General features: G+C 62.8%; 19 protein-coding genes. 5 read left to right on the top strand and 14 right to left on the bottom strand.

Going from position 1 to position 19,846, the window contains the following annotated elements:
• Positions 1–12 precede the first annotated feature (12 nt).
• A complete protein-coding gene (locus ACLIKD_RS08395) occupies positions 13–1,629 on the bottom strand; it encodes a CHASE domain-containing protein (protein ID WP_428827953.1) in 1,617 nt (538 codons plus the stop codon).
• Positions 1,630–2,412, bottom strand: coding sequence for a substrate-binding periplasmic protein (locus tag ACLIKD_RS08390; protein WP_428827952.1), 783 nt, complete (start codon positions 2,410–2,412; stop codon positions 1,630–1,632). It lies immediately after the preceding gene.
• Between the two features lie 169 nt (positions 2,413–2,581).
• Here ACLIKD_RS08390 and ACLIKD_RS08385 point away from each other — a divergent pair, with 169 nt between their 5' ends.
• Positions 2,582–2,761, top strand: coding sequence for a hypothetical protein (locus ACLIKD_RS08385; RefSeq protein ID WP_428827951.1), 180 nt, complete (start codon positions 2,582–2,584; stop codon positions 2,759–2,761).
• Positions 2,762–2,824: 63 nt separating this feature from the next.
• Here ACLIKD_RS08385 and ACLIKD_RS08380 read toward each other — a convergent pair whose 3' ends face one another.
• Positions 2,825–3,757, bottom strand: coding sequence for an SDR family NAD(P)-dependent oxidoreductase (locus ACLIKD_RS08380; protein ID WP_428827950.1), 933 nt, complete (start codon positions 3,755–3,757; stop codon positions 2,825–2,827).
• A 604-nt stretch (positions 3,758–4,361) separates the two neighbouring features.
• Here ACLIKD_RS08380 and ACLIKD_RS08375 point away from each other — a divergent pair.
• The 4 genes from ACLIKD_RS08375 (at position 4,362) to ACLIKD_RS08360 (ending at position 9,432) form a co-directional block, all read left to right on the top strand.
• On the top strand, positions 4,362–5,690 hold the full coding sequence (locus ACLIKD_RS08375) for an O-acetylhomoserine aminocarboxypropyltransferase/cysteine synthase family protein (RefSeq protein WP_428827949.1): 1,329 nt from the start codon (positions 4,362–4,364) through the stop codon (positions 5,688–5,690).
• On the top strand, positions 5,687–6,844 hold the full coding sequence (gene metX / locus ACLIKD_RS08370) for a homoserine O-acetyltransferase MetX (protein ID WP_428827948.1): 1,158 nt from the start codon (positions 5,687–5,689) through the stop codon (positions 6,842–6,844). The genes ACLIKD_RS08375 and metX overlap by 4 nt, the downstream gene beginning before the upstream one ends.
• Positions 6,845–7,030: 186 nt before the next feature.
• The gene (locus ACLIKD_RS08365; protein WP_428827947.1) at positions 7,031–8,251 is read left to right on the top strand and encodes a pyridoxal-phosphate dependent enzyme; all 1,221 of its coding nucleotides are present in this window, start codon (positions 7,031–7,033) and stop codon (positions 8,249–8,251) included.
• Complete coding sequence (locus ACLIKD_RS08360) at positions 8,248–9,432, top strand: trans-sulfuration enzyme family protein (RefSeq protein ID WP_428827946.1); 1,185 nt, start codon at positions 8,248–8,250, stop codon at positions 9,430–9,432. Before ACLIKD_RS08365 ends, ACLIKD_RS08360 begins: the two co-directional genes overlap by 4 nt.
• A 52-nt stretch (positions 9,433–9,484) precedes the next feature.
• On the opposite strand, the gene ACLIKD_RS08355 is transcribed toward ACLIKD_RS08360, so the two are convergent.
• The 11 genes from ACLIKD_RS08355 to ACLIKD_RS08305 form a co-directional block, all read right to left on the bottom strand.
• Positions 9,485–10,273 carry a MetQ/NlpA family ABC transporter substrate-binding protein gene (locus tag ACLIKD_RS08355; RefSeq protein ID WP_428827945.1) on the bottom strand — a complete coding sequence of 263 codons (789 nt, stop codon included), beginning with the start codon at positions 10,271–10,273 and terminating at the stop codon, positions 9,485–9,487.
• Positions 10,274–10,314: 41 nt separating this feature from the next.
• Entirely contained in the window at positions 10,315–10,968 is a 654-nt protein-coding gene (locus ACLIKD_RS08350) for a methionine ABC transporter permease (RefSeq protein ID WP_226473222.1), read from the bottom strand.
• On the bottom strand, positions 10,958–11,989 hold the full coding sequence (locus tag ACLIKD_RS08345) for a methionine ABC transporter ATP-binding protein (protein WP_428827944.1): 1,032 nt from the start codon (positions 11,987–11,989) through the stop codon (positions 10,958–10,960). The genes ACLIKD_RS08350 and ACLIKD_RS08345 overlap by 11 nt, the downstream gene beginning before the upstream one ends.
• 391 nt (positions 11,990–12,380) lie before the next feature.
• Entirely contained in the window at positions 12,381–13,061 is a 681-nt protein-coding gene (locus ACLIKD_RS08340) for a hypothetical protein (RefSeq protein ID WP_428827943.1), read from the bottom strand.
• 147 nt (positions 13,062–13,208) lie between these two features.
• Positions 13,209–14,798 (bottom strand): rhodanese homology domain-containing protein, encoded by a 1,590-nt coding sequence (locus tag ACLIKD_RS08335; protein ID WP_428827942.1) that lies wholly within the window; start codon positions 14,796–14,798, stop codon positions 13,209–13,211.
• 3 nt (positions 14,799–14,801) lie between these two features.
• Positions 14,802–15,374, bottom strand: a complete 573-nt coding sequence (locus ACLIKD_RS08330) for a cysteine dioxygenase (RefSeq protein ID WP_428827941.1) — start codon at positions 15,372–15,374, stop codon at positions 14,802–14,804.
• Positions 15,375–15,400: 26 nt separating this feature from the next.
• Positions 15,401–16,375 carry a ketopantoate reductase family protein gene (locus ACLIKD_RS08325; RefSeq protein WP_428827940.1) on the bottom strand — a complete coding sequence of 325 codons (975 nt, stop codon included), beginning with the start codon at positions 16,373–16,375 and terminating at the stop codon, positions 15,401–15,403.
• Positions 16,376–16,378: 3 nt separating this feature from the next.
• Positions 16,379–17,143 carry a class II aldolase/adducin family protein gene (locus ACLIKD_RS08320; protein ID WP_428827939.1) on the bottom strand — a complete coding sequence of 255 codons (765 nt, stop codon included), beginning with the start codon at positions 17,141–17,143 and terminating at the stop codon, positions 16,379–16,381.
• A 10-nt stretch (positions 17,144–17,153) separates the two neighbouring features.
• Positions 17,154–18,137 (bottom strand): Bug family tripartite tricarboxylate transporter substrate binding protein, encoded by a 984-nt coding sequence (locus ACLIKD_RS08315; RefSeq protein ID WP_428827938.1) that lies wholly within the window; start codon positions 18,135–18,137, stop codon positions 17,154–17,156.
• Positions 18,138–18,163: 26 nt separating this feature from the next.
• Positions 18,164–18,901 (bottom strand): enoyl-CoA hydratase/isomerase family protein, encoded by a 738-nt coding sequence (locus ACLIKD_RS08310; RefSeq protein ID WP_428827937.1) that lies wholly within the window; start codon positions 18,899–18,901, stop codon positions 18,164–18,166.
• A gap of 14 nt (positions 18,902–18,915) precedes the next feature.
• On the bottom strand, positions 18,916–19,836 hold the full coding sequence (locus ACLIKD_RS08305) for a hypothetical protein (RefSeq protein ID WP_428827936.1): 921 nt from the start codon (positions 19,834–19,836) through the stop codon (positions 18,916–18,918).
• Positions 19,837–19,846: the final 10 nt, after the last annotated feature.

Genomic DNA, 19,846 nt, shown 5'->3' with positions numbered 1-19,846 from the left:
CCGCAGGCAGAATCAGACTTTTAGCGCTTCATTCGCATCTACCGTGGCGCCCCCCAGGGCCAGGCAAACGCTGTTGCGTCCCCCATCCTTGGCTTGGTACATGGCGTCATCGGCGCTTTTCGTCAGGCTGATTTCATCGTCGCCATCGTTCGGGTAGAGGGCTACCCCGAGGCTGCATGAAATGGTCAAGTCCTGGCCATTGATCGAGTAGGGCCGGGCGATTTCATGGCGAATTTTTTCGGCCAGGGCGAGCGCGGCGTCCGCTCCGCTTACCTCGGCCAGCAGCAGCACGAACTCGTCGCCGCCTATGCGCCCGACCGTATCGGAGGCGCGCAGTGCGCGCTGTAGCCGTTTTGCCACCTGTTGCAACAGGATGTCGCCGATCGCGTGGCCATAGTTGTCGTTGATCGGCTTGAAATGGTCGAGATCGAGGAACACCAGGGCGAAGTGTCCGGCCTGGCGTTTGGCGTGGGCCAGTTCGTGTTGTACGCGGTCGCTGAACAAGGTCCGGTTCGGCAAGCCGGTCAGCGGATCGTGCTGCGCCATATGACGTAATTCTTCGGTCATCCCGGCCGCCAGCCGTAACGCCCGGGCCCGCCCGTTGATCATGAACCAGGTCAGCAGGGCCATCGCCAGACTCAGGCCGATGCCGGTGACGGCAATGACAAAAGAGATATTTCGCCCGAAACGGGCTTCAAATTCGTCTTGCGTGGCCAGCGTCAGCGTCCATGTATGGCCGGCGACGACCATGTATTCCTTGGTGCTCAAGCCACCCCGGATCAGTAGCGGCGGGGCGCTTGGCGGGATGTCGTTGGCGTACATCAGGGTGGCGGCGTTGGGAATGGCATCGTCGTAGATGGCGAAAGCGAGGCCGTCTACTTCATTGCCGTACAAACTGGCCATGAAATCCTGCATCAGGAACGAGGCATAAACCCAGCCAATCAAACTGGCACGCCGCTGGGCGACGCTATCGCGTGGCTGGCCTTGGGCAAAAACCGGTAGATACATGACGAAACCCGGTTTCGGATCGCCTTCGTTGTCTACGGCCAGTTGCACCTTGCCGGTAATCGCCGGCATGCCGGAATCGCAAGCCTTCTCCATCGCCTGCCGGCGTACCGGATCGGCCCACGGATCGAGGCCGAGCGGAGCATGGCGTGAGCGAATCTCGGGTTCGCGCTGAATGACCGGCGCGTAGGTCTCGCGATTACCCTCTGGATGAATGGTGTAATCAGCCAGGCCGATCCGGTGCATGGCGGCGATATGCGCTGCTTTTTGGACTGATGGTAGGCGCTCGATAACCCCGACGACCTGAATGCCGGAAAAATTGGCATCGAGCTGAAGTGTCTCGACATAGTCGTGAATCGCCTGGCGATTCTTCAGGTCGGTGGTGGCCAGCAGACTTTGCACGCCGCGCAGCATTTGTTCGTAGGCGGTGATCCGTTGTTCGATCCGGCTGACGGTGTCGCGCAGCGCAAAGTCAAATTGGCTACGTAATTCCTTGTGGATGCTCTGGCGTTCGTGATCCCAGACCAGCCAGGTCACCCCGAGCATGGCGATCAGAATGATCCAGGGCGGCAGAAACAGGCGTAGCGCGGCCATGGTGGGCGTGGGGCGCAGCCGATGCGTCACCTAGAAGTCGACCATGGCGGCGGCCAGGTCGGGCTTGAAGTACTTTTCGAAGATGCGACGCATCGTGCCATCGGTCCGCATGCCATTCACCAGCGCCCGCCATTTCTCCTGTTCGGCCAGCGGCAGAGCTTTCTTCGACATGATCAGGCCATGTGGCACCGGTGGATCGTTGAACTCGATGATGGTGCTGACGTCGCGAATCTTCTTTTCCTCCAGTGTCGGGTAATCGAAAGGTTCGATGATCATGCCCTGGATCTGGTTCACCATCAGGGTCTGGTATAAGGGCGCCAAGCCGCCAGCCTGGATAACGCGGTCGGCTGCCTGAAGTTTGTCTACCAGCCGATTGGCTGACGGACTGTAACGGAAACTGCGGATGATGCCCAGTTGCAACTTGCCGTTCTGCTCGAAATCCTGCTGGTTGCGCACGCCGACATTCTTGTTTACCAGCAGGTAATACTTGTTGCTGAAGTACCAGGCGAAGCCCGCGAACTTGTCGCGCTCGGCGTTGCTTATACCGGAAAGGCTGAAATCAAGCGCGCCGGATTCGATCAGTTGCCAGATCCGGGCCCGCGGCATCACGCTGGTGGTTACCTTGCAACCGCTACGGCGGATCAGTTCGTCAGCGACATCCTTGTCGATGCCGGTATCCGTATCAGCCGAATAGAGCAAGCCGTGATCATGCAGGGCCAGCGTGAACGGTCGGGAGCAGTCGGGCCCCGCGGCGTTCGCGGTACCGAGATTGCCGAGGGCGATCAGCAACACGATGAAAGCCCGTGAAATCATTTTTGCGAATCCTGATGAATTTGGTGCTTTTCCATGGCTGCGATGATACCGAAATCACTCAGCACAGTTCGGGAAAATATAGGATTTTCGCGGTGTCATCTGAAGTTTCACAGTCCAACGCCAAGCACGCACCAGCATTTCGCCGACCCCATTGCTTGTCAAAGACAACATGATCCACCGGGAAGTTGCACTGAAATTATGCGAAGACATCTGGTTGCCCATTGATATCGCCGAATACGTTATTAAATATCAACCAAGAGCAGGGCACTGGTGCTTATCAGGAAAGTATTCGCAAGATCAGGCCAACAAAAAAGCCACTTGGAAGGTGGCTTTCGCATATTTCGGCTGATATGCCCAAAACACTGAAACAGGGTGCTGGTTGGTGATCCCCGGACCGCTATTCTCCATCCGGCTAACAATGCTCCCAGAATTGCTCATTCCATGGACGAATATCCATTTCGCTGGACCATGCAGTTTTTGGCTGCCGATGAAGGGTAAATACGGTTTCCGCAATCTGTTGAGGATCAGATGATGTTCCTGCCTCGTCATCGGTATTGTCCTCACGAATATCTGCGTCGATCAAGAGATGGGCGACATGCACCCCCGCAGGCCAAAGTTCTCTGGCCAATACTTGAGCGAGGGCACGTTGCCCGAATTTTCCAACCGCCAAATTTAAATGCCCCGCTCGACCCAAAATAGACGACGTGGATCCGACCAATATTATCGATCCTCGCCCCACTCGGTGCATCAAACGTGCAGCGCTTCTAGCTACCAAAAATGATCCAAGGCAGTTGTGTTTCCAGCCCTCTTCGAATGCCGGAAGTTCGATATCCATTACCGTACCGGGTCCAAAACTCTGGAGCGAATAAACGACCAGTTGGGGTACTCCGTGGGTAGCACTAACTTTGGTGAACAGGTCAACCACTGACGCCTCGCTCGTGGCATCGCATCCATAAGCGCAAGCAAATCCACCGGCACTCTGGATTTCGGAAACTAAATCATCAAGCCGTTTGGCATTTCGCGATGCCAATACCACGGCAATGCCTTCTTTCGCCAGCTTTCTTGCCAGAGCGTAACCAAAGCCCGGACCGACGCCAACGATTAGGGCTAACTCGGAACCTGCCGCAGGGGTCAATGACGAATTGCCCATCTGCTCATTTAATTCGATTCGGACGGTTTCATCACGATTGTTGATCCAGTCTTGATGCCGAACCGAGGCGTATTTGAAATGCGCTTTTTTATTTCGAGTAACACTAACTGAACGTTCGAATTTGAAAGCAAGAGCTAAGGGACCGAATTGAATCTTTCGATCTTTCTTGAGGTGTCTCCAGATATTCTTAAACATTTCACCCCCCACGAAGTAGTTAGGGAATAACGTCCAATTGACAACTGCGCACCCACCATGTCCTTGCTTTTCAGATCCAAGTAACACAACGGGCGATGGCCAAATGGAATATGGAGATACTACAGCAGAATATGTCGTTGGCCATTCTCGGTTATTCACTGGGGAGAAACAGCCGTGAGGACTGGATGCCGGCTGACCAAGGGGTTTTCGCCCGATGGGACCGGACTCGGATTCGTCAGCTAGATAAATAGTCGGGCATACGGTTTTTCCACCGGCGCTTTTCGGCGAGCCCGGGCACAAGCCCCCAAGAGCCCTTGATTAGTTGAGGGAGCGGCAAAGTCTTCGGCAGGCAATAAAGCCCGCGAACTACAGAGTTCTTTTGTGCTTATGCGGCAACCGCTGAATAAGCATTTGCCATTTTCTTCGTTAGAAATTTCCCGGCCTCTGGCTAAGGTGTGTTGCACCGGGTGAGCTGTGCCCGCTTTCGCAAGCTTGATTACCAAGGAGCAGACAAATGGGGCTCGTCCAGAAACTGATTTCTTCAATCAAGGCCTCGGTTCGTCAAAAGACAACGGAACCGGCTACAAACCAAGGGAGCAATACCGTGAGCGACAACATCAAACGTGAATACCGCTTCGAAACGCTGCAGGTCCATGCCGGCCAGCAGCCGGCGCCCGGCACCAATGCCCGCGCCGTGCCGATCTACCAGACGACGTCCTACACCTTCAACAGTGCCGACCACGGCGCCAAGCTGTTCGCCCTGAAGGAATTCGGCAACATCTACACGCGGATCATGAATCCGACGACCGATGTCTTCGAGCAGCGCATTGCCGCGCTCGAAGGCGGTGTCGCGGCGGTCGCCACTAGTTCCGGCCAGGCGGCGCAATTCCTGGCGATCACCACGATCGCCCAGGCCGGCGACAACATCGTCGCCAGCAGCCATCTCTACGGCGGCACCTACAACCAGTTCAAGGTCACGCTGCCGCGCCTCGGCATCAAGGTCAAGTTCGTCGATGGCGACAGCCCGGAAGCCTTCCGCGCCGCCATTGATGTGAACACCAAGGCCATTTACGTCGAAACCATCGGCAATCCGAGCTTCTCGGTGCCCGATTTCGAGGCGATCAGCAAGATTGCCCACGACAACGGTATCCCGCTGGTCGTCGACAACACTTTCGGTGCCGGTGGCTACATCGCCCGGCCGATCGATCACGGCGCCGACATCGTCGTCGAATCGGCGACCAAGTGGATCGGCGGGCACGGCACGTCGGTCGGCGGGGTGGTCATCGATTCCGGCAAGTTCAACTGGGGCAACGGCAAGTTCCCGCTGTTCACCGACCCGGCGCCAGGCTATCACGGCCTGAATTTCTGGGAAGTGTTCGGTACTGGCGGCCCGTTCGGCAATATCGCCTTCGCCATTCGCGCTCGCGTCGAAGGCCTGCGCGACCTTGGCCCCAGCCTGTCGCCGTTCAATGCCTTCCAGTTGATCCAGGGTCTCGAAACCCTGTCGCTGCGCGTCCAGCGCCATGTCGATAACGCCCTCGAACTGGCCCAGTGGCTGAAGGCGCATCCGCAGGTCGCGTGGGTCGAATACAACGGCCTGGAAGACAGCCCATACCATGCCAAGGCCCAGAAATACCTGCGCAACGGTTTCGGCGCGGTGCTCAATTTTGGCATCAAGGGCGGCGCCAATGCGGCTCAGACCTTCATCGACAACGTCGAACTGGCCAGCCATCTGGCCAACGTCGGCGATGCCAAGACACTGGTCATCAACCCGGCCTCGACGACGCACCAGCAGCTTTCCGATGCCGAGCAGAAAACGGCCGGGGTGCGCCTGGACCTGATCCGCGTTTCGGTCGGTATCGAGCACATCGAGGACATCAAGGCCGACTTCGATCACGCCTTGCGCCGCTCGGCCCTCAACGCGGCGGCATGACCGGTTTCCGTATTTCGGAAAAGACACAATGGCTGGCCCTCGGCCAGCCATTTGTCCTCGAGTCCGGCGAGCCACTGGCCGGCGTCGAAGTGGCCTATCGAACCTGGGGCCAGTTGTCGGCGGCCGGCGACAACGCCGTCATCGTCTGCCACGCGCTGACCGGCTCGGCCGATGCCGACGACTGGTGGGGCGATCTGTTCGGTGCCGGCAAGACGCTCGATCCGGAAAAGCAATTCATCGTCTGCGCCAATGTGCTGGGCGGCTGCTACGGCACCACCGGCCCGGCCAGTCCGGCACCGGACGGCCGGCCGTGGGGCGCGCGTTTTCCGCGGGTCACGGTGCGCGACCAGGTGCGTCTGCAGATGCTGCTGGCTGATCATCTCGGCATCCGCGCCATCCGTTTCGTCATCGGCGGTTCGATGGGCGGCCTGCAGGCACTGGAGTGGGCGGCCCTCGATCCGCAGCGGGTCGGGGCGGTGGTCAGCATTGCCGCCACCGGCCGTCATTCGGCCTGGTGCGCCGCGTGGAGCGAAGCGCAGCGACTGGCACTGGCCGCCGATCCAAAATTCCGCAACGGTCATTACGACCCGGCCGATCCGCCGCATGGCGGTCTGGCCGCGGCGCGCGCCGTGGCGATGGTGACCTACCGCAGCCCGGCCTCGCTCGCCGTGCGTTTCGGCCGTGCCTCCGGGCGCCAGGTGTTTGCCGGGCAGGCCCATGCCCCGGAGGAATTCGCCGTGCGCAACTGGTTGCGCCACCACGGGCAGGCGCTTACCCGGCGGTTCGATGCCAACAGTTATCTGTGCCTGCTCGAGGCGATGGATACCCACGACCTCGGGCGCAACCGCGGTGTCTATGAAAATGCGCTGACCCAGATCGGCCAGCCGGTGCTGGTCGGTTCGGTCATCACCGACGCCCTTTATGTGCCGGGCGACCAGCAGAATCTGGCCTTCTTGCTGCCGCGCGGGGAACTGTTCGAGATCGATTCGGAACACGGCCACGACGGCTTCCTGATCGATGCGGCGAACTACGAGGTGCGCGTCCGCCGTTTCGTCGATCGCCTGCCGGCTGGCGCCGGCTCTTGCGGCCCGACCGAGAAGCCAGTTGCCGAACAGCCCCTGACTTCGGCCGCCGGCCTGAAGTTCGCCTGGTGATTTTCTTTTATATTTTTTGCATTGCGATAACACCATGTCAGAAGTTCCACGGCCGGCCGTACTCGGCCTGATCGGCAATACGCCACTGATCGAAGTAACCCGTCTCGATACGGGCCCCTGCCAGCTCTTTCTCAAGCTTGAATCGCAGACCCCGGCGGTTCGATCAAGGACCGGGTTGGCCTGTCGATGATCGAAGTGGCCGAACGCGATGGCCGGCTCAAGCCGGGCGGCACGATCATCGAAGCCACCGCCGGCAATACCGGCCTGGGGCTGGCGCTGGTGGCGCAGGCCAAAGGCTATCGCATCATTCTGGTGGTGCCGGACAAGATGTCCACCGAAAAGATCCTGCACCTCAAGGCGCTGGGCGCCGAGGTGCATATCACTCGTTCCGATGTCGGCAAGGGCCATCCGGCGTATTACCAGGATTACGCGGCCCGGCTGGCCGCCGAAATCCCCGGCTCGTTCTTTGCCGACCAGTTCAACAACCCGGCCAATCCGGCGGCGCACGAGCAATCGACCGCCCCGGAGATCTGGGCGCAGACCGCGCACGCCGTCGACGCCATCGTGGTCGGCGTTGGTTCGGCCGGGACCATTACCGGGCTGACCAATTTCTTCCGGCGGGCCAGCCCGAATACCGAATTCGTCCTGGCCGACCCGGTCGGTTCCATCCTCACCGACTATGTCACCACCGGCCGCTTCGGCGAGGCCGGCTCGTGGGCCGTGGAGGGCATAGGCGAGGATTTCGTGCCGCCGATCGCCGATCTCTCCGGCGTCAAACATGCCTATGCGATCTCCGACAAGGAAAGCTTCGCCACCGCCCGCGAACTGTTGCGGAGCGAAGGGATTCTCGGCGGCTCATCGACCGGAACCCTGCTCGCCGCCGCGCTGCGCTATTGCCGCGCCCAGACGACGCCGAAGCGGGTGGTTTCCTTCGTCTGCGACACCGGCACCCGCTACCTGTCCAAGGTCTATAACGACAACTGGCTGATCGATCAGGGCCTGATCAGCCGGCCGGCCTACGGCGATCTGCGCGACATCATCGCCCGCCGTTTTGAAGAAGGTTCGGTCATCAGCGTGGCGCTCGACGACAACCTGCAGACCGCCTTTCAGCGAATGCGTTACGCTGAAATTTCGCAGCTGCCGGTGATCGAGAAAGGCCGGATCGTCGGCCTGATCGACGAATCCGACCTGTTGCTACGGGTTCAAGCCGATCAGCGCAGTTTCCAGGGGACGGTCGCCAGCGCGATGACCGAAGCGCTCGAAACGCTGCGCCCGGACGCCTCGCTGGAAGCCCTGCAACGCATCCTGGATCGCGGCCTGGTGGCGATCATCGCCGACGAGCAAGGCTTCCACGGCCTGATTACCCACTTCGATCTCCTCAATTACCTGCGAAAGAAAATTGCATGAGCGACCACAAGTCGGCTAACCACGGTTTCGGTACCCGCGTCATCCATGCCGGACAGCATCCGGACCCGTCGACCGGCGCGATCATGCCGCCGATCTACGCCAATTCGACCTATGTTCAGGAGAGTCCGGGTGTGCACAAAGGCCTCGATTACGGGCGCTCGCACAATCCGACGCGCTGGGCCTTCGAGCGTTGCCTGGCCGATCTCGAAAGCGGCGGCGCCGCCTTTGCCTTCGCCTCCGGCCTGGCGGCCATTGCCACGGTGCTCGAACTGCTCGATGCCGGCTCCCACATCATCGCCGGCGACGATCTCTACGGCGGCACCTATCGCCTGCTCGAGCGGGTCCGCAAACGGAGCGCCGGCCTGTCGGTCAGTTTTGTCGATCTGAGCGACCCGGCGGCCTTGCGTGCGGCGATTCGCCCGGAGACCCGGATGTTGCTGGTCGAAACGCCGACCAATCCGCTGCTGCGGCTGGTCGATCTGGCGGCCCTGGCCAAGATCGCCCGCGCCCACCAGATCATCACGGTCGCCGACAACACCTTCGCCAGCCCGTGGATACAGCGCCCGCTCGAACTGGGCTTCGATATCGTCGTCCATTCGACGACCAAATACCTGAATGGCCACTCGGACGTGATCGGCGGTGTCGCCGTGGTCAGCGGCGACCAGCGCAATGCCGAAAATCTCGAACGCCTGAGATTTCTGCAGAACTCGGTCGGTGCCATTGCCGGGCCTTTCGACAGCTTCCTGGCGCTGCGCGGCGTCAAAACCCTCAATGTGCGCATGCAACGGCATTGCGAAAACGCCGAGGAATTGGCCAACTGGCTGGAGCGGCGTCCGGAAGTGCGGCAGGTCCGTTATCCGGGCCTGGCATCGCACCCGCAGCATCAACTCGCCCGCCGCCAGATGCGCGGCTTCGGCGGCATGATCGCCCTTGACCTGGCAACCGACCTGGCCGGGACGCGGCGTTTTCTCGAAGGATTCGAGCTCTTTTCGCTGGCCGAAAGCCTGGGCGGCGTGGAAAGCCTGATTGAGCATCCGGCGATCATGACGCACGCCACCATTCCGCCCGAGCAAAGAGCCCGCCTGGGAATCAGCGATTCACTGGTGCGCCTGTCGGTCGGCATCGAGGATGTCGACGATCTGCGCCTTGATCTGCAGGCGGCGCTCGACCGTATTGGCTGAGCGCCAGGAACGGCCGAGACGGCAGATTCGTCTCGGCCGCTAGGGCCGCGCCTTACCAGGAGGCGACGATCGATCCCTTGAACTCGTCGGCGATGAATTTCTTGATCGCCGGGCTGTGGTAGTGCTTGATCAGCGTCTTCAGCCATGCCGCATCGCGGTCCTGGTCGCGCACGGCGATCACGTTCACGTAGGGCGAGCGGGCTTCTTCGATGGCAATGGCGTCCTTCTTCGGATCGAGGCCGGCCGGCAAGGCGTAATTGGTGTTGATTGCCGCGGCCTCGACATCGTCCAGCGTACGCGGCAACTGGGCGGCATCGATTTCCTTGATCTTCAGCTTCTTCGGATTGTCGACGATGTCGAGCGGCGTCGCCTTCAGGCCGGCCTGCGGCTTGAGCTTGAGAACCCCTTTCTTTTCCAGCAGGAGCAGGGCGCGACCGCCGTTGGTCGGGTCGTTCGGAATCGCGACCTGGGCGCCGTTCGGCAGATCGGCCAGGGATTTCAGCTTTTTCGAGTAGAGGCCCATCGGGAAGGTAACGGTCGTCGCCACCGAGACCAGCTTGTAGCCGCGATCCTTCACCTGGTTGTCGAGATAGGGTTGGTGCTGAAAGCTGTTGGCGGCCAGGTCGCCGGCGACCAGGGCGGCATTCGGCTGGATGTAATCGGAGAATTCGACGACCTGGATCTTCAGGCCATCCTTCTCGGCCAGTTTCTTGACCTGTTCGAGGATCTGGGCGTGCGGGCCGCCGGTGACGCCAATTTTGTAAACCTTGTCGTCGGCGCCGGCCGAGAGGGCGACGCTGGCGAGTAATACGGCCAAGAGACGGCTGAAACGGAAAGTCATGGTGGTTCCTCCGGGAGAGTGGGTAATGGCGTGGCTTGAAATCAACGGTGGTTGAGGCGGCGTGACAGGTGATCGCCGAGGGACTGGACCAGTTGCACGAAAACGATCAGGACGGCGACGACCAGCAGCATTACCTCGGGCATGAAGCGCTGGTAGCCATAACGAATGCCCAGGTCGCCCAGGCCGCCGCCACCGACGGCGCCGGCCATCGCCGAATAGCCGATCAGGCTGACGAAGGTAATGGTCAGGCCGTTGACGATGCCGGGCAGGGCTTCCGGTACCAGCACCTTGCGGATGATTTGCAGCGGCGTGGCACCGATCGCTTCGGCGGCCTCGATCAAGCCGCCATCGACCTCGCGCAGGGCGCCTTCGACCAGGCGACCGACAAATGGGATGGCGGCGATGGCGAGCGGCACGACCGCTGCGGCGGTCCCGATCGAGGTGCCGGTGAGCAGACGGGTCAGCGGGATGATCGCCACCATCAGGATGATGAAGGGCGTCGAGCGCACGGCGTTGACCGTGATGCCGAGGGCGCGGTTGAACAGCGGGCGGGGGAGGATGTGGCCGGGGCTGGTGACGGTCAGCAGCAGGCCGAGCGGAATGCCGAAGAGGGCAGCAATCCCGCCGGCGATGCCGACCATGCCCAGGGTTTCCAGGAACGACTCGGAGAACAGGCGAAGCAACTCAATGGACATCGGCGCGCTCCACCCGAATCCCGTTTTGCCGCGCCCAGGTCCATGCCGCCTCCTGTCGCTCGGCGGCGCCCTCGACGAGAACCAGGAAACTGCCGTAGGGGCGGCCCTGGATCTCGTCGATCTGGCCGTGCAGGATGTTGATGTCGAGGTGGTAGTTGCGGCTGAGCTGCGAGATCAGCGGCGCATCGGTTTCCTCGCTGGTCAGCGAAAAGCGGAACAGCCGCCCACCCCGTGCCAGATGCGACTGGCTCAGGCGCTCGAGCAGCCCGGGCGGAATGTCCTGGCCGAGAACGTCGCGGATCATGGTCCGGGTGACCGGGTGCTCGGGTTGAGTGAATACGCTGAAGACTTCGCCTTGCTCGACGATGCGGCCACTGTCGAGGACGGCGACGCGGTCGCAAAGCGCCTTGATGACCTGCATTTCATGGGTGATGACGACGATGGTCAGGCCGAGGCGCTGGTTGATGTCCTTGAGCAGCGCCAGAATCGAACGGGTAGTTTCCGGGTCGAGGGCCGAGGTGGCCTCGTCGCAGAGCAAGACCTTGGGGTGGCTGGCCAGCGCCCGGGCAATGCCGACGCGCTGTTTCTGGCCGCCGGAAAGCTGGGTCGGATAACGCTCCCGGTGTTCGCTCAGTCCAACCAGGTCGAGGAGGGGCGCAATTCGCGTCTCGATGTCGGCGCGCGCCAGACCGGCCACTTCCAGGGGCAGCGCGACATTGGCAAAGACGGTACGCGAGGAGAGCAGGTTGAAATGCTGGAAGATCATGCCGATCTCCTGCCGCGCGGTGCGCAGTTCCGTCTTGTCGAGCGCGGTCAGCTCCCGGCCGGCAACGCGGACCCGGCCGCCGGTCGGGCGTTCGAGCAGGTTGATGCAGCGGATCAGCGTGCTTTTTCCGGCGCCGCTGCGGCCGATGATGCCGAAAATTTCCCCAGGTTTGATGCCGAGGTCGATGCCGCTCAGGGCTTCGACCGGACCTTGGGCGCCGCTGTAGTGTTTGACGATGTTGTCGAGTTGGATCATGGGTTGGTCGATGATGGAGGGCGAGCCTGACAGGCTGGGCGCAGGATTTGGATGCTAGTGACACACCGGAGCGGGGCGAACGACGTATTTCTGCGTTGCTTATGCCAAAAAACTGCGCTTTGCTGGCACGCAGCCGGTGGATAAAGACAAAACGTCGGTACTTCTGTGCTTATACGAAGCAAATTGTTGGGAATCGTCGCGCCGGGCGCTAAATTCCGTTGCGTGGCCGCGTCAGGCGGTCATGCAAGTCTCTCTCCATCACGCAATTTGCGTTTGAGCCCGTCACTTGACTGTGACGGGCTGTTTTTTTGGGGCCAACAAAGCGTGTAGGAAGCCGGGGCCTGATTAGCGATGGCTCCTTTCCTAATGGCATAGAAAGCCTCGTCAGGCCTTAATGGTTTTTTTTTAGCAAAAAGACGCCATACAAAAGCAACAGAATGATGCTGATCGGCCAGAGCAACATCAGCGATCCCAGCCACAGATAGCTTTGCGTATGAACGGTCTTAGGATTTATTGGGGCGCCGATATCGAGCATCACTAGCTCTCCCGCTGTTAACGGTCCTGTTTCTAGCACCGAGATTGTTAATCTCGATAACCCAGTGGAAAGAACTGGCCTTAGATTATTTGCAGGAGGCCAAGGAAACATTGCGGGATCATCGTCCTCCACGAACGGCATGAAATCTCGCACCGCCTTGTCATGTCTTTCTTCGAAAGCAAGATTGCCGCCTGGAAACATTTCAAAAGCCGAACTTGTACCGTTGTTAGTAATCTGAAGTTTGACGGATTCCCCTGGGCTGTCGAATCTGAATCCTCCATCGGTTTCTATGCGCCCCTTCCCTCCAAGTTCAGGACGCTTTACGCCTGATTGCTTTTCAAAAACCAACTGCAAGTGCAAAGGATCAGGAAGAGGTCTAAAAACCAAAATTTCGACTGAATCACCTTTGACTAGCCGAAGCGGAACAGTCGTCCCGGATGACGATACAAACCCGAGAAGATGTATAAATACCAAACCAATCCAGATTGCCCATTGCACCAAAATCCAAAAACGTATCGTCTTGTCGTCGAAACTCATTTTGTTTCAGTCAAAAAAAACTATTTTTAAGAGGTGGCACAACGTCGGTACAGGAAGGGCGTACTTGATGGCTTTTTCCTCACAGCATTTTTACACACTATGCACAATCAATTTATTTGAGACTAGGGCGGCGGCCCCGCGAACGTTTCAAATGACGAAGAAGCCGTGCGTGCCGTCCCGCGCCAGTTGTTCGACCAGTCCGAATTCCCAGTCGAGATAGCCTTGCATGGCTTCGCGCGGGTTGTCGGTGCCTTCGTAGGGGCGGCGGTAGCGGTCGATCGGCGGCGAGGCCAGCAAGGTTGGCCCGGCTTCGAGCGGCTGGCCGGCGGCGCGCCAGCCCTGCGTACCACCGGCCAGAACGCGGACCGGGCTGGCCAGCAGTTCTTCCAGTTCGGCGGCGAAGAACACCGCAAGCTGGCTGGTGGCGCAAGTCAGCACATACAGGCTGGCCGGCGGAATCCGGTCGAGCGCGGCGGCGAGCCGCGAGGGCTGGACGAACCAGGCGCCCGGCACATGGCCGCGCAGGTAGTTGGCACTGGTCGTCAGATCGAGGACCGCGACATCGCCGGTTTCCCGCTGGTGGCGGGCTAATTCGGCCGGCGAAATGAAGTTGACCGCGGGCAGCGCCGGCAGCGGCGGCTGCCACGGGCCGCTTTCGGTGAAGTCGGCTGGACCGACGTCGTCCAGCACATAAACTTCCCAGCCCATCTGGGCCAGCCATGAGGCGCTCATGTCGGCGCGCACGCCGGCATCGTCGGCCAGCACCAGGCGGGCGCCGCGGACCGGGGCGACCATTTCGGTTTCCTGCACCAACTGGCCGCCGGGGACGTTGCGAAAGCCCGGCAGGTGCCCGGCTTCGTACTCTTCCGGCGGGCGCACGTCGAAGAAATAGGTGCTGCGGCCGTCCTGCTGTTGCCATGAAGCCAACGTATCGCGGCCGATGCGCCCGACGCCGGCCCGCTCGGCAACCTGCCGGGCGGCCTCGCCGGCGCTTTGCCGGGTGTCCTCGTCGACCTCGCCGAAGCGCCGGCTTTGCCCGCGCTCCAGGGTTTGCCCGGCCAGCGTCCAGCCGATGGTGCCGTTGCGCAGGGCCGCCACCGGGTTGGGCAGGCCGGCGTTGATCAGCGACTGGGTGCCGATGATGCTGCGCGTGCGGCCGGCGCAATTGACGATGACCTGGGTGTTCGCGGCCGGCGCCAGGGCTGGGACGCGCAGCACCAGTTCGGCGCCGGGCACGCTGGTCGCGGTCGGAATGCTCATCGTCTGGTATTCGTCGAAACGACGGGCGTCGACGATGACCACATCGGCATTGGCGTCGATCAGCGCCTGCACCTCTTCGGCCGAGAACGATGGGGTATGGCGGGTGGCTTCGACCAGTTCGCCAAACGCCTTGCTCGGCACATTGACGTCGCGGAACAGTTCGCCGCCGGCCGCCGCCCAGCCGGCGACGCCGCCGGCCAGCACGGCGACGTCGCTGTAGCCGAGTTCGCTCAACTTGGCGGCGGCACGTTCGGCGTCGCCTTCGCCGTCATCGAGGACGACGATCGGCACCGAGCGGCGGGGCAGTTTGGCGTAGGCGTTGGTGGCAATGCGCGACAGCGGAAAGTTGGCGGCAAACAGCGGATGCGCCTGGGCGTGCGGGTCTTCCTCGCGGACGTCGAGCAGGGCGATTTCGCGGCGGGCGAGCAGGGCGGCCCGGACCTCGGCATAGGTACTGTGGCGAATGGCGGCGCTCATCCATCAGCTCCACAGATTGGGCACGACGGTGCTGGCATAGCCCGAGACGAAGGACTTTGCCGCGCCGCTGAGCGGGTCGAAAACGTGACGATCGACCCGGCCGATGTTGCGCCCATAGACGTGGATGCTGATCGACGGCTGGTCGGCCAGATCGTTGGCAACCTCGTGCACGTCGCCGATGGCCGGCGAGACGGCGGTCGTTTCGCCGGGCTGCAGTACGCCAGTGCCGGTCGCCAGGTAGCTGCCGTCGGCCTGTTTCTCGTAGGTCGTTTCGCGTTCGCGGCCGCGCAGGCCGCCGACCAGGCCCCAGGTCAGGTGGTCGTGCACCGGCGTCTTCTGGCCCGGCCCCCAGACGAAGCTGACGATCGACAGACGATCCAGCGGGTCGGCATAGAGCAGGTACTGCTGGTAATACTGCGGATGCGGCTGGGCGAACTGGTCGGGCAGCCAGTCGTCGCTGGCGACCAGTTCGGCAAGCAGCTTCTGGCCGTGGGTGAGGATGATTTCCTCGTTCGGATTGGTGTCCAGCAGGCGGGTGATGCCCTGGACGAAATCAAGCAGTTTCTGATTGCTCATGGTGATACTCCTGGTCGATCGAAAATTCAGAGAGAGATGGCGCGGGCCTCGGCATAGAGGCGATCCAGCGTTGGTGTTGCGATGGCGTTCAGGCGGGCCAGTTCGATCACCGCGCCGACAATCGGGTCAAGTTCCAGCGGCTTGCCGGCCTGGCGGTCCTGCAGCATCGAGGTCCGGAAACTGCCCCGGCGGGCGATCGCGACGGTACGTTCCAGGCGTTCGGCGATCGAGCGCCCGGCCGCAATCCCGAAGGAACCGGCAACCGCCCGTGCCTCTTGCATGCCGGCCGTGATCCGGGCGTGCGTCTCGGTGTCGTCGAGCAGGGCGGCGAGGTCGCGGCCGGTCGATGCGCTCAGGGGGTTCAGCACGACGTTGCCGAGCAGCTTGTCCCACAGGTCGCCGCGGATGTCGGCCGAGGCCTCGGCCGGCAGCCCGGCCCGGTGGAAGGTATCGATCAGGCGCTGCAAGGCCGGGTCAAGGCCGCCGAGCGGCCGGCCGAAGATGAAACGGTCGCCGGCGGCCGAGAAGGCCAGGATGCGCCCGGGTTCGGGGCGGTCGACCGATTTGTGGATGACGCAGGCGATGGTCCGCTGCAGGTCGATGCCCTGCAGCAGGCTGCCGTCCGGGTCGGCAGCCTGCAACCGCCGCCCGCCGTGTGCGCCGGCCAGGCCCTGGAAATACCACCAGGGCAGGCCGTTCTGGGCCAGCACCAGTTGGCCCTGGGCGGCCAGCCAGGAGCGGATTTCGGGCTGGGCGGCGGCGAGCTGGTGGGCCTTGACGGTGACGATCACGATATCGTGCGGCGCCGGCTGGTCGGCCGGCACCTGGACAATCGCCGGGGCGCTCCGCCGGCCCTGGTCGTCTTCGACGATCAGCGGTACCGGCAGGGCTTTCCCCGGCCGGGTGATCAGGCTGGCCGCGATCCCGGCCGCCGCGAACTGGCTGGCCAGGTAGATGCCGATGGCGCCGGCACCGAAGATGGCGATCGAGGGCTGGCCCATCGCCTAGTTCCGGTAGCCCGGCGCTTCGCGGTCGAGCCGGCGCAGCAAGGCCGCCCACTCGCGTTTGCCGGAGGGCATGAAGCTGGCCAGGGGGCCGTAAAGCACCTTGGCCTGTTCGAGCGTCCGGGCGATCACCTCCGCCGGCAGTTGGCGCAAAGGCACGCCGGCCGACTGCGCGGCGAGCTGGAAGCGGCAGGCCCGCTCCAGCCGCCAGATGCGGGCGAAGGCTTCGGCCATGCTGCGGCCGACCGCCAGCGTGCCGTGATTGCGCAGGATGAGCAGGGGCTTGTCGCCCATGTTGGCGAGCAGGCTGCTGCGTTCGGCATCATCGAGGACAACGCCCTGGAAGTCGTGATAGGCGATGTCGCCATAGACCATCAGCGCCATCTGGTTCAGCGGCAGCAGGCCCTGTTCCTGGCAGGAAACCGCGACGCCTTCCCGGCTGTGCAGGTGGACGACGGCGGCGGCCTGTTCGACGGCGCCATGGATGGCGCCGTGGATCACCGTGCCGGCCGGGTTGAGGTCGCCGTCGCCGGCGATGATCTTGCCGTCGAGGTCGACTTCGAGGACCGACGAGGCGGTGACCTCCTCGAACAGCAGGCCGAAGGGATTGACCAGGTAGCGGTCGTGGCGGCCCGGGACGCGCAGCGAGATATGCGTCGCCAGCAGGTCGGTCCAGCCGAACAGGGCGACCAGGCGGCAAGCCGCAGCGAGGTCGATGCGGGCCTGGCGGAGTTCGCTGGCCAGATGTTTTTCCGGTGCGTTCATCGGTTCCCCCTTAATCCAGCTTGGCGCCGGAGGACTGGACGATCTTGCCCCAGCGCGCCGAGTCGTCCTTGATCGACTTGGCGAACGCTTCCGGCGTCGTATGGCTGGCGTCGAGACCCTGGGCCAGCAGGCGTTCCCGGACGTCAGGCAGCTTGGCGATGCGGACCAGTTCCTGGTTCAGGCGGTGCACGATCTCCTTCGGCGTCGCCGCCGGGACGACGATGCCGAACCACGAGCTGACGTCGAACTGGGGCAGGCCGACTTCGGCGGCGGTCGGCACGTTGGGGATCAAGGGCGAACGCTCCTTGCTCGAAACGATCAGGCCCTTGATCTTGCCGGCCTTGATCTGCGGGGCGAGGATAGTCAGCGTGTCGAAGGAGAGGTCGACTTCGCCGCCGAGCAGTGCGGTGACGGCCGGCGCGCTGCCCTTGAACGGGATGTGCAGCAGGTCGGTGCCGGTCAGGCTTTTGAACAGTTCGCCGCTCAGGTGGCAGAGCGTGCCGTTGCCACACGAGGAATAGGTCAGCTTGCCCGGTTCCTTTTTGGCGGCGGCAATCAGTTCCTTGCTGTTGGCCGCGTGGACGTTGGGGCTGGCGGCCAGCACGTAGGGCACCGAGGCGACGATGGAAACCGGCGCGAAGTCGCGGATCGGGTCGTAAGGCAGCTTCTTGTTCAAGTGCGGCAGTACGGTGAGTTGGCCGGCCGGCGCCAGCGACAGCGTGTAGCCGTCCGGCGCGGCCTTGGCGGCGGCTTCGGCAGCGATCGCGGTGCCGGCGCCCGGCTTGTTGTCGACCAGCACCGGTTGCTTGAACGCTTCGGACAGCTTTTCGGCGTAGATCCGGCCGACCGCGTCGGAGGCGCCGCCCGGCGGGAAGGCGACGATCAGCTTGAGCGGCTTGCTCGGCCAGCTGTCGGCCTGGGCCAGGGGAACGGCGAGCAGGGCGCTGGCGCCGAGCAAGACGGAAAGAAGGCGTTTGCCTGCGTTATTCGACATGGGGAAGCTCCTGAAGGTAAATGGGTTTAGTTGCCGTTGAAGAACGGCGGGCGTTTTTCGACGAAAGCGGCGATGCCTTCGTGGAAGTCGCCGGAGGTGTTGATCTTTTCGATCTCGGCGCGGGCAATGGCGGCCACCTCGGTCGGCCCTTTGGCGATCACCTGGCCGACGAAACGTTTCAGCAACTGGACGACGAGCGGCGCGTTGGCGGCGATCTGCGCTGCCAGCTCGCGGGCTGCCGCCAGTTCCTGGCCGAGTGGCACGACGCGGTTGACCAGGCCGACCTCGTAGGCCCGGCTGGCGTCGATCCGGCCGCCGACCAGCAGCAATTCCATCGCTACCTTGTGCGGGATGCGCGCCGCCAGCGAACTGATCAGCCCGCCGGAGAAGCCGACTTTGGCTTCCGGGTAGGAAAACACCGTGTTGTCGGCGGCAATGGCGAGATCGGCGAACTGCACCAGGACCAGGCCGCCGCCGACGACCAGACCGGCGGTGGCGGCGATGATCGGCTTGTCGACGGCGATGCCGGCGCCGGGGATGGCGCGCCACAGGTCATGCGGGATGTCGCGCAGGTTGGCGCCGGCCGTGAAGGCCTTTTCGCCGGCCCCGGCCAGGATGGCGACGCGGTCGTCGCTGGCGTTGAAGCGTTCCCAGGCGGCGCGCAAGCCGGCGACGACTTCGTGGGTCAGGACGTTGTATTTCTCCGGCCGGTTGATGGTGATTTCGGCAATGCCGTCGCGGGATTCGTAGAGGACTTCGGACATGGTGGCTTTCTGTTTTAAAGGCTGCAAAAAGTGGGGGCCAGGGTGTCGTCGCGCAATTGGCGGGCGGTCAGCCGGGCGGCTTCGGCTTCCCGGCGCAGGCCGGCGAGGGCGGTCGGATCGAGGCGTTCGGGGTTGGCGTAATCGAGCTTCCAGTCGGGCGAACCGGGCCAGACCAGCGGCGACTGCCAAGTGGTGCGCGGCGCCGTCGCCTGACGCAGCAGGTCGAGCGCCAGGCGCAACGTCTGTTGCTGGGCCGCCGGGTCATGCGGCCGGCCGGCGGCATTGCCGAGCGGGAAGTCGCTGAACAGCAAGCGCGGCACGCCGCAATGCTCGACGACATCGCGGGCGCAACCGAGAACGACCGTGGCGATGCCGTTGGCCTCGAGATGGCGGGCGGCCAGCGCCAGGCTCTGGTGGCAGACCGGGCAATTGGCGACGAGCAAGGCTGCCTGGACGCCATCCGCCCGGCAACGGGCGAGCAGCTCCGGCGCGTCCACGGCCAGCGTCTGGCGCTGGCTGCGGTTGGTCGGAAAGCCGTGAAAGCGCCCGGCCAGCAGGAATTCGCCCTGTTCGGCCAGGGTCCGCAGGCGGGGCAGCGGAAACCACGCGCCGCTGTCGGTCATCGTCGTGTGCTGGCGGTCGATGGCGACATGGGCGATGCGCAGGTCGTGCTCCGCCGCAGTGTCGCCGGAATACACCTGGTAGAACTTGGCGGCGGCGTTGTACGGCGCGCCCGGCCCCTGCTCGCCTTTGCCGGGCTGGAAGGGCGCCGCCGTGGTGACCAGCGTCAGGCGGGTGGCGGCCAGTGCCTGGCCGAGCGGGGTGAACGGTACGGTGTCGTAATGCGCCCAGGCATACGGGTTGTCGTAGCCGAGGGCGAGGTAATAGGCCCGTGTCCGGGCCATGTAGGCGATGGGCGGCTGGCCGGCGGTCATGGTCTGGCGA

This window comes from Azonexus sp. IMCC34842 (assembly GCF_050368855.1).
Lineage (GTDB): Bacteria > Pseudomonadota > Gammaproteobacteria > Burkholderiales > Rhodocyclaceae > Azonexus > Azonexus denitrificans_A.
This window is presented reverse-complemented; position numbering and strand designations above follow the sequence as displayed.

What these genes read in the sequence shown, in the direction of transcription:
- ACLIKD_RS08350 (WP_226473222.1), bottom strand. Translation starts at nt 10,968, where the DNA reads ATGTCCATTGAGTTGCTTCGCCTGTTCTCCGAGTCGTTCCTGGAAACC.
- ACLIKD_RS08345 (WP_428827944.1), bottom strand. Translation starts at nt 11,989, where the DNA reads ATGATCCAACTCGACAACATCGTCAAACACTACAGCGGCGCCCAAGGT.
- ACLIKD_RS08315 (WP_428827938.1), bottom strand. Translation starts at nt 18,137, where the DNA reads ATGTCGAATAACGCAGGCAAACGCCTTCTTTCCGTCTTGCTCGGCGCC.
- metX (WP_428827948.1), top strand. Translation starts at nt 5,687, where the DNA reads ATGACCGGTTTCCGTATTTCGGAAAAGACACAATGGCTGGCCCTCGGC.
- ACLIKD_RS08355 (WP_428827945.1), bottom strand. Translation starts at nt 10,273, where the DNA reads ATGACTTTCCGTTTCAGCCGTCTCTTGGCCGTATTACTCGCCAGCGTC.
- ACLIKD_RS08330 (WP_428827941.1), bottom strand. Translation starts at nt 15,374, where the DNA reads ATGAGCAATCAGAAACTGCTTGATTTCGTCCAGGGCATCACCCGCCTG.
- ACLIKD_RS08360 (WP_428827946.1), top strand. Translation starts at nt 8,248, where the DNA reads ATGAGCGACCACAAGTCGGCTAACCACGGTTTCGGTACCCGCGTCATC.
- ACLIKD_RS08385 (WP_428827951.1), top strand. Translation starts at nt 2,582, where the DNA reads ATGATCCACCGGGAAGTTGCACTGAAATTATGCGAAGACATCTGGTTG.
- ACLIKD_RS08365 (WP_428827947.1), top strand. Translation starts at nt 7,031, where the DNA reads ATGATCGAAGTGGCCGAACGCGATGGCCGGCTCAAGCCGGGCGGCACG.
- ACLIKD_RS08325 (WP_428827940.1), bottom strand. Translation starts at nt 16,375, where the DNA reads ATGGGCCAGCCCTCGATCGCCATCTTCGGTGCCGGCGCCATCGGCATC.
- ACLIKD_RS08380 (WP_428827950.1), bottom strand. Translation starts at nt 3,757, where the DNA reads ATGTTTAAGAATATCTGGAGACACCTCAAGAAAGATCGAAAGATTCAA.
- ACLIKD_RS08335 (WP_428827942.1), bottom strand. Translation starts at nt 14,798, where the DNA reads ATGAGCGCCGCCATTCGCCACAGTACCTATGCCGAGGTCCGGGCCGCC.
- ACLIKD_RS08390 (WP_428827952.1), bottom strand. Translation starts at nt 2,412, where the DNA reads ATGATTTCACGGGCTTTCATCGTGTTGCTGATCGCCCTCGGCAATCTC.
- ACLIKD_RS08320 (WP_428827939.1), bottom strand. Translation starts at nt 17,143, where the DNA reads ATGAACGCACCGGAAAAACATCTGGCCAGCGAACTCCGCCAGGCCCGC.
- ACLIKD_RS08310 (WP_428827937.1), bottom strand. Translation starts at nt 18,901, where the DNA reads ATGTCCGAAGTCCTCTACGAATCCCGCGACGGCATTGCCGAAATCACC.
- ACLIKD_RS08340 (WP_428827943.1), bottom strand. Translation starts at nt 13,061, where the DNA reads ATGAGTTTCGACGACAAGACGATACGTTTTTGGATTTTGGTGCAATGG.
- ACLIKD_RS08305 (WP_428827936.1), bottom strand. Translation starts at nt 19,836, where the DNA reads ATGACCGCCGGCCAGCCGCCCATCGCCTACATGGCCCGGACACGGGCC.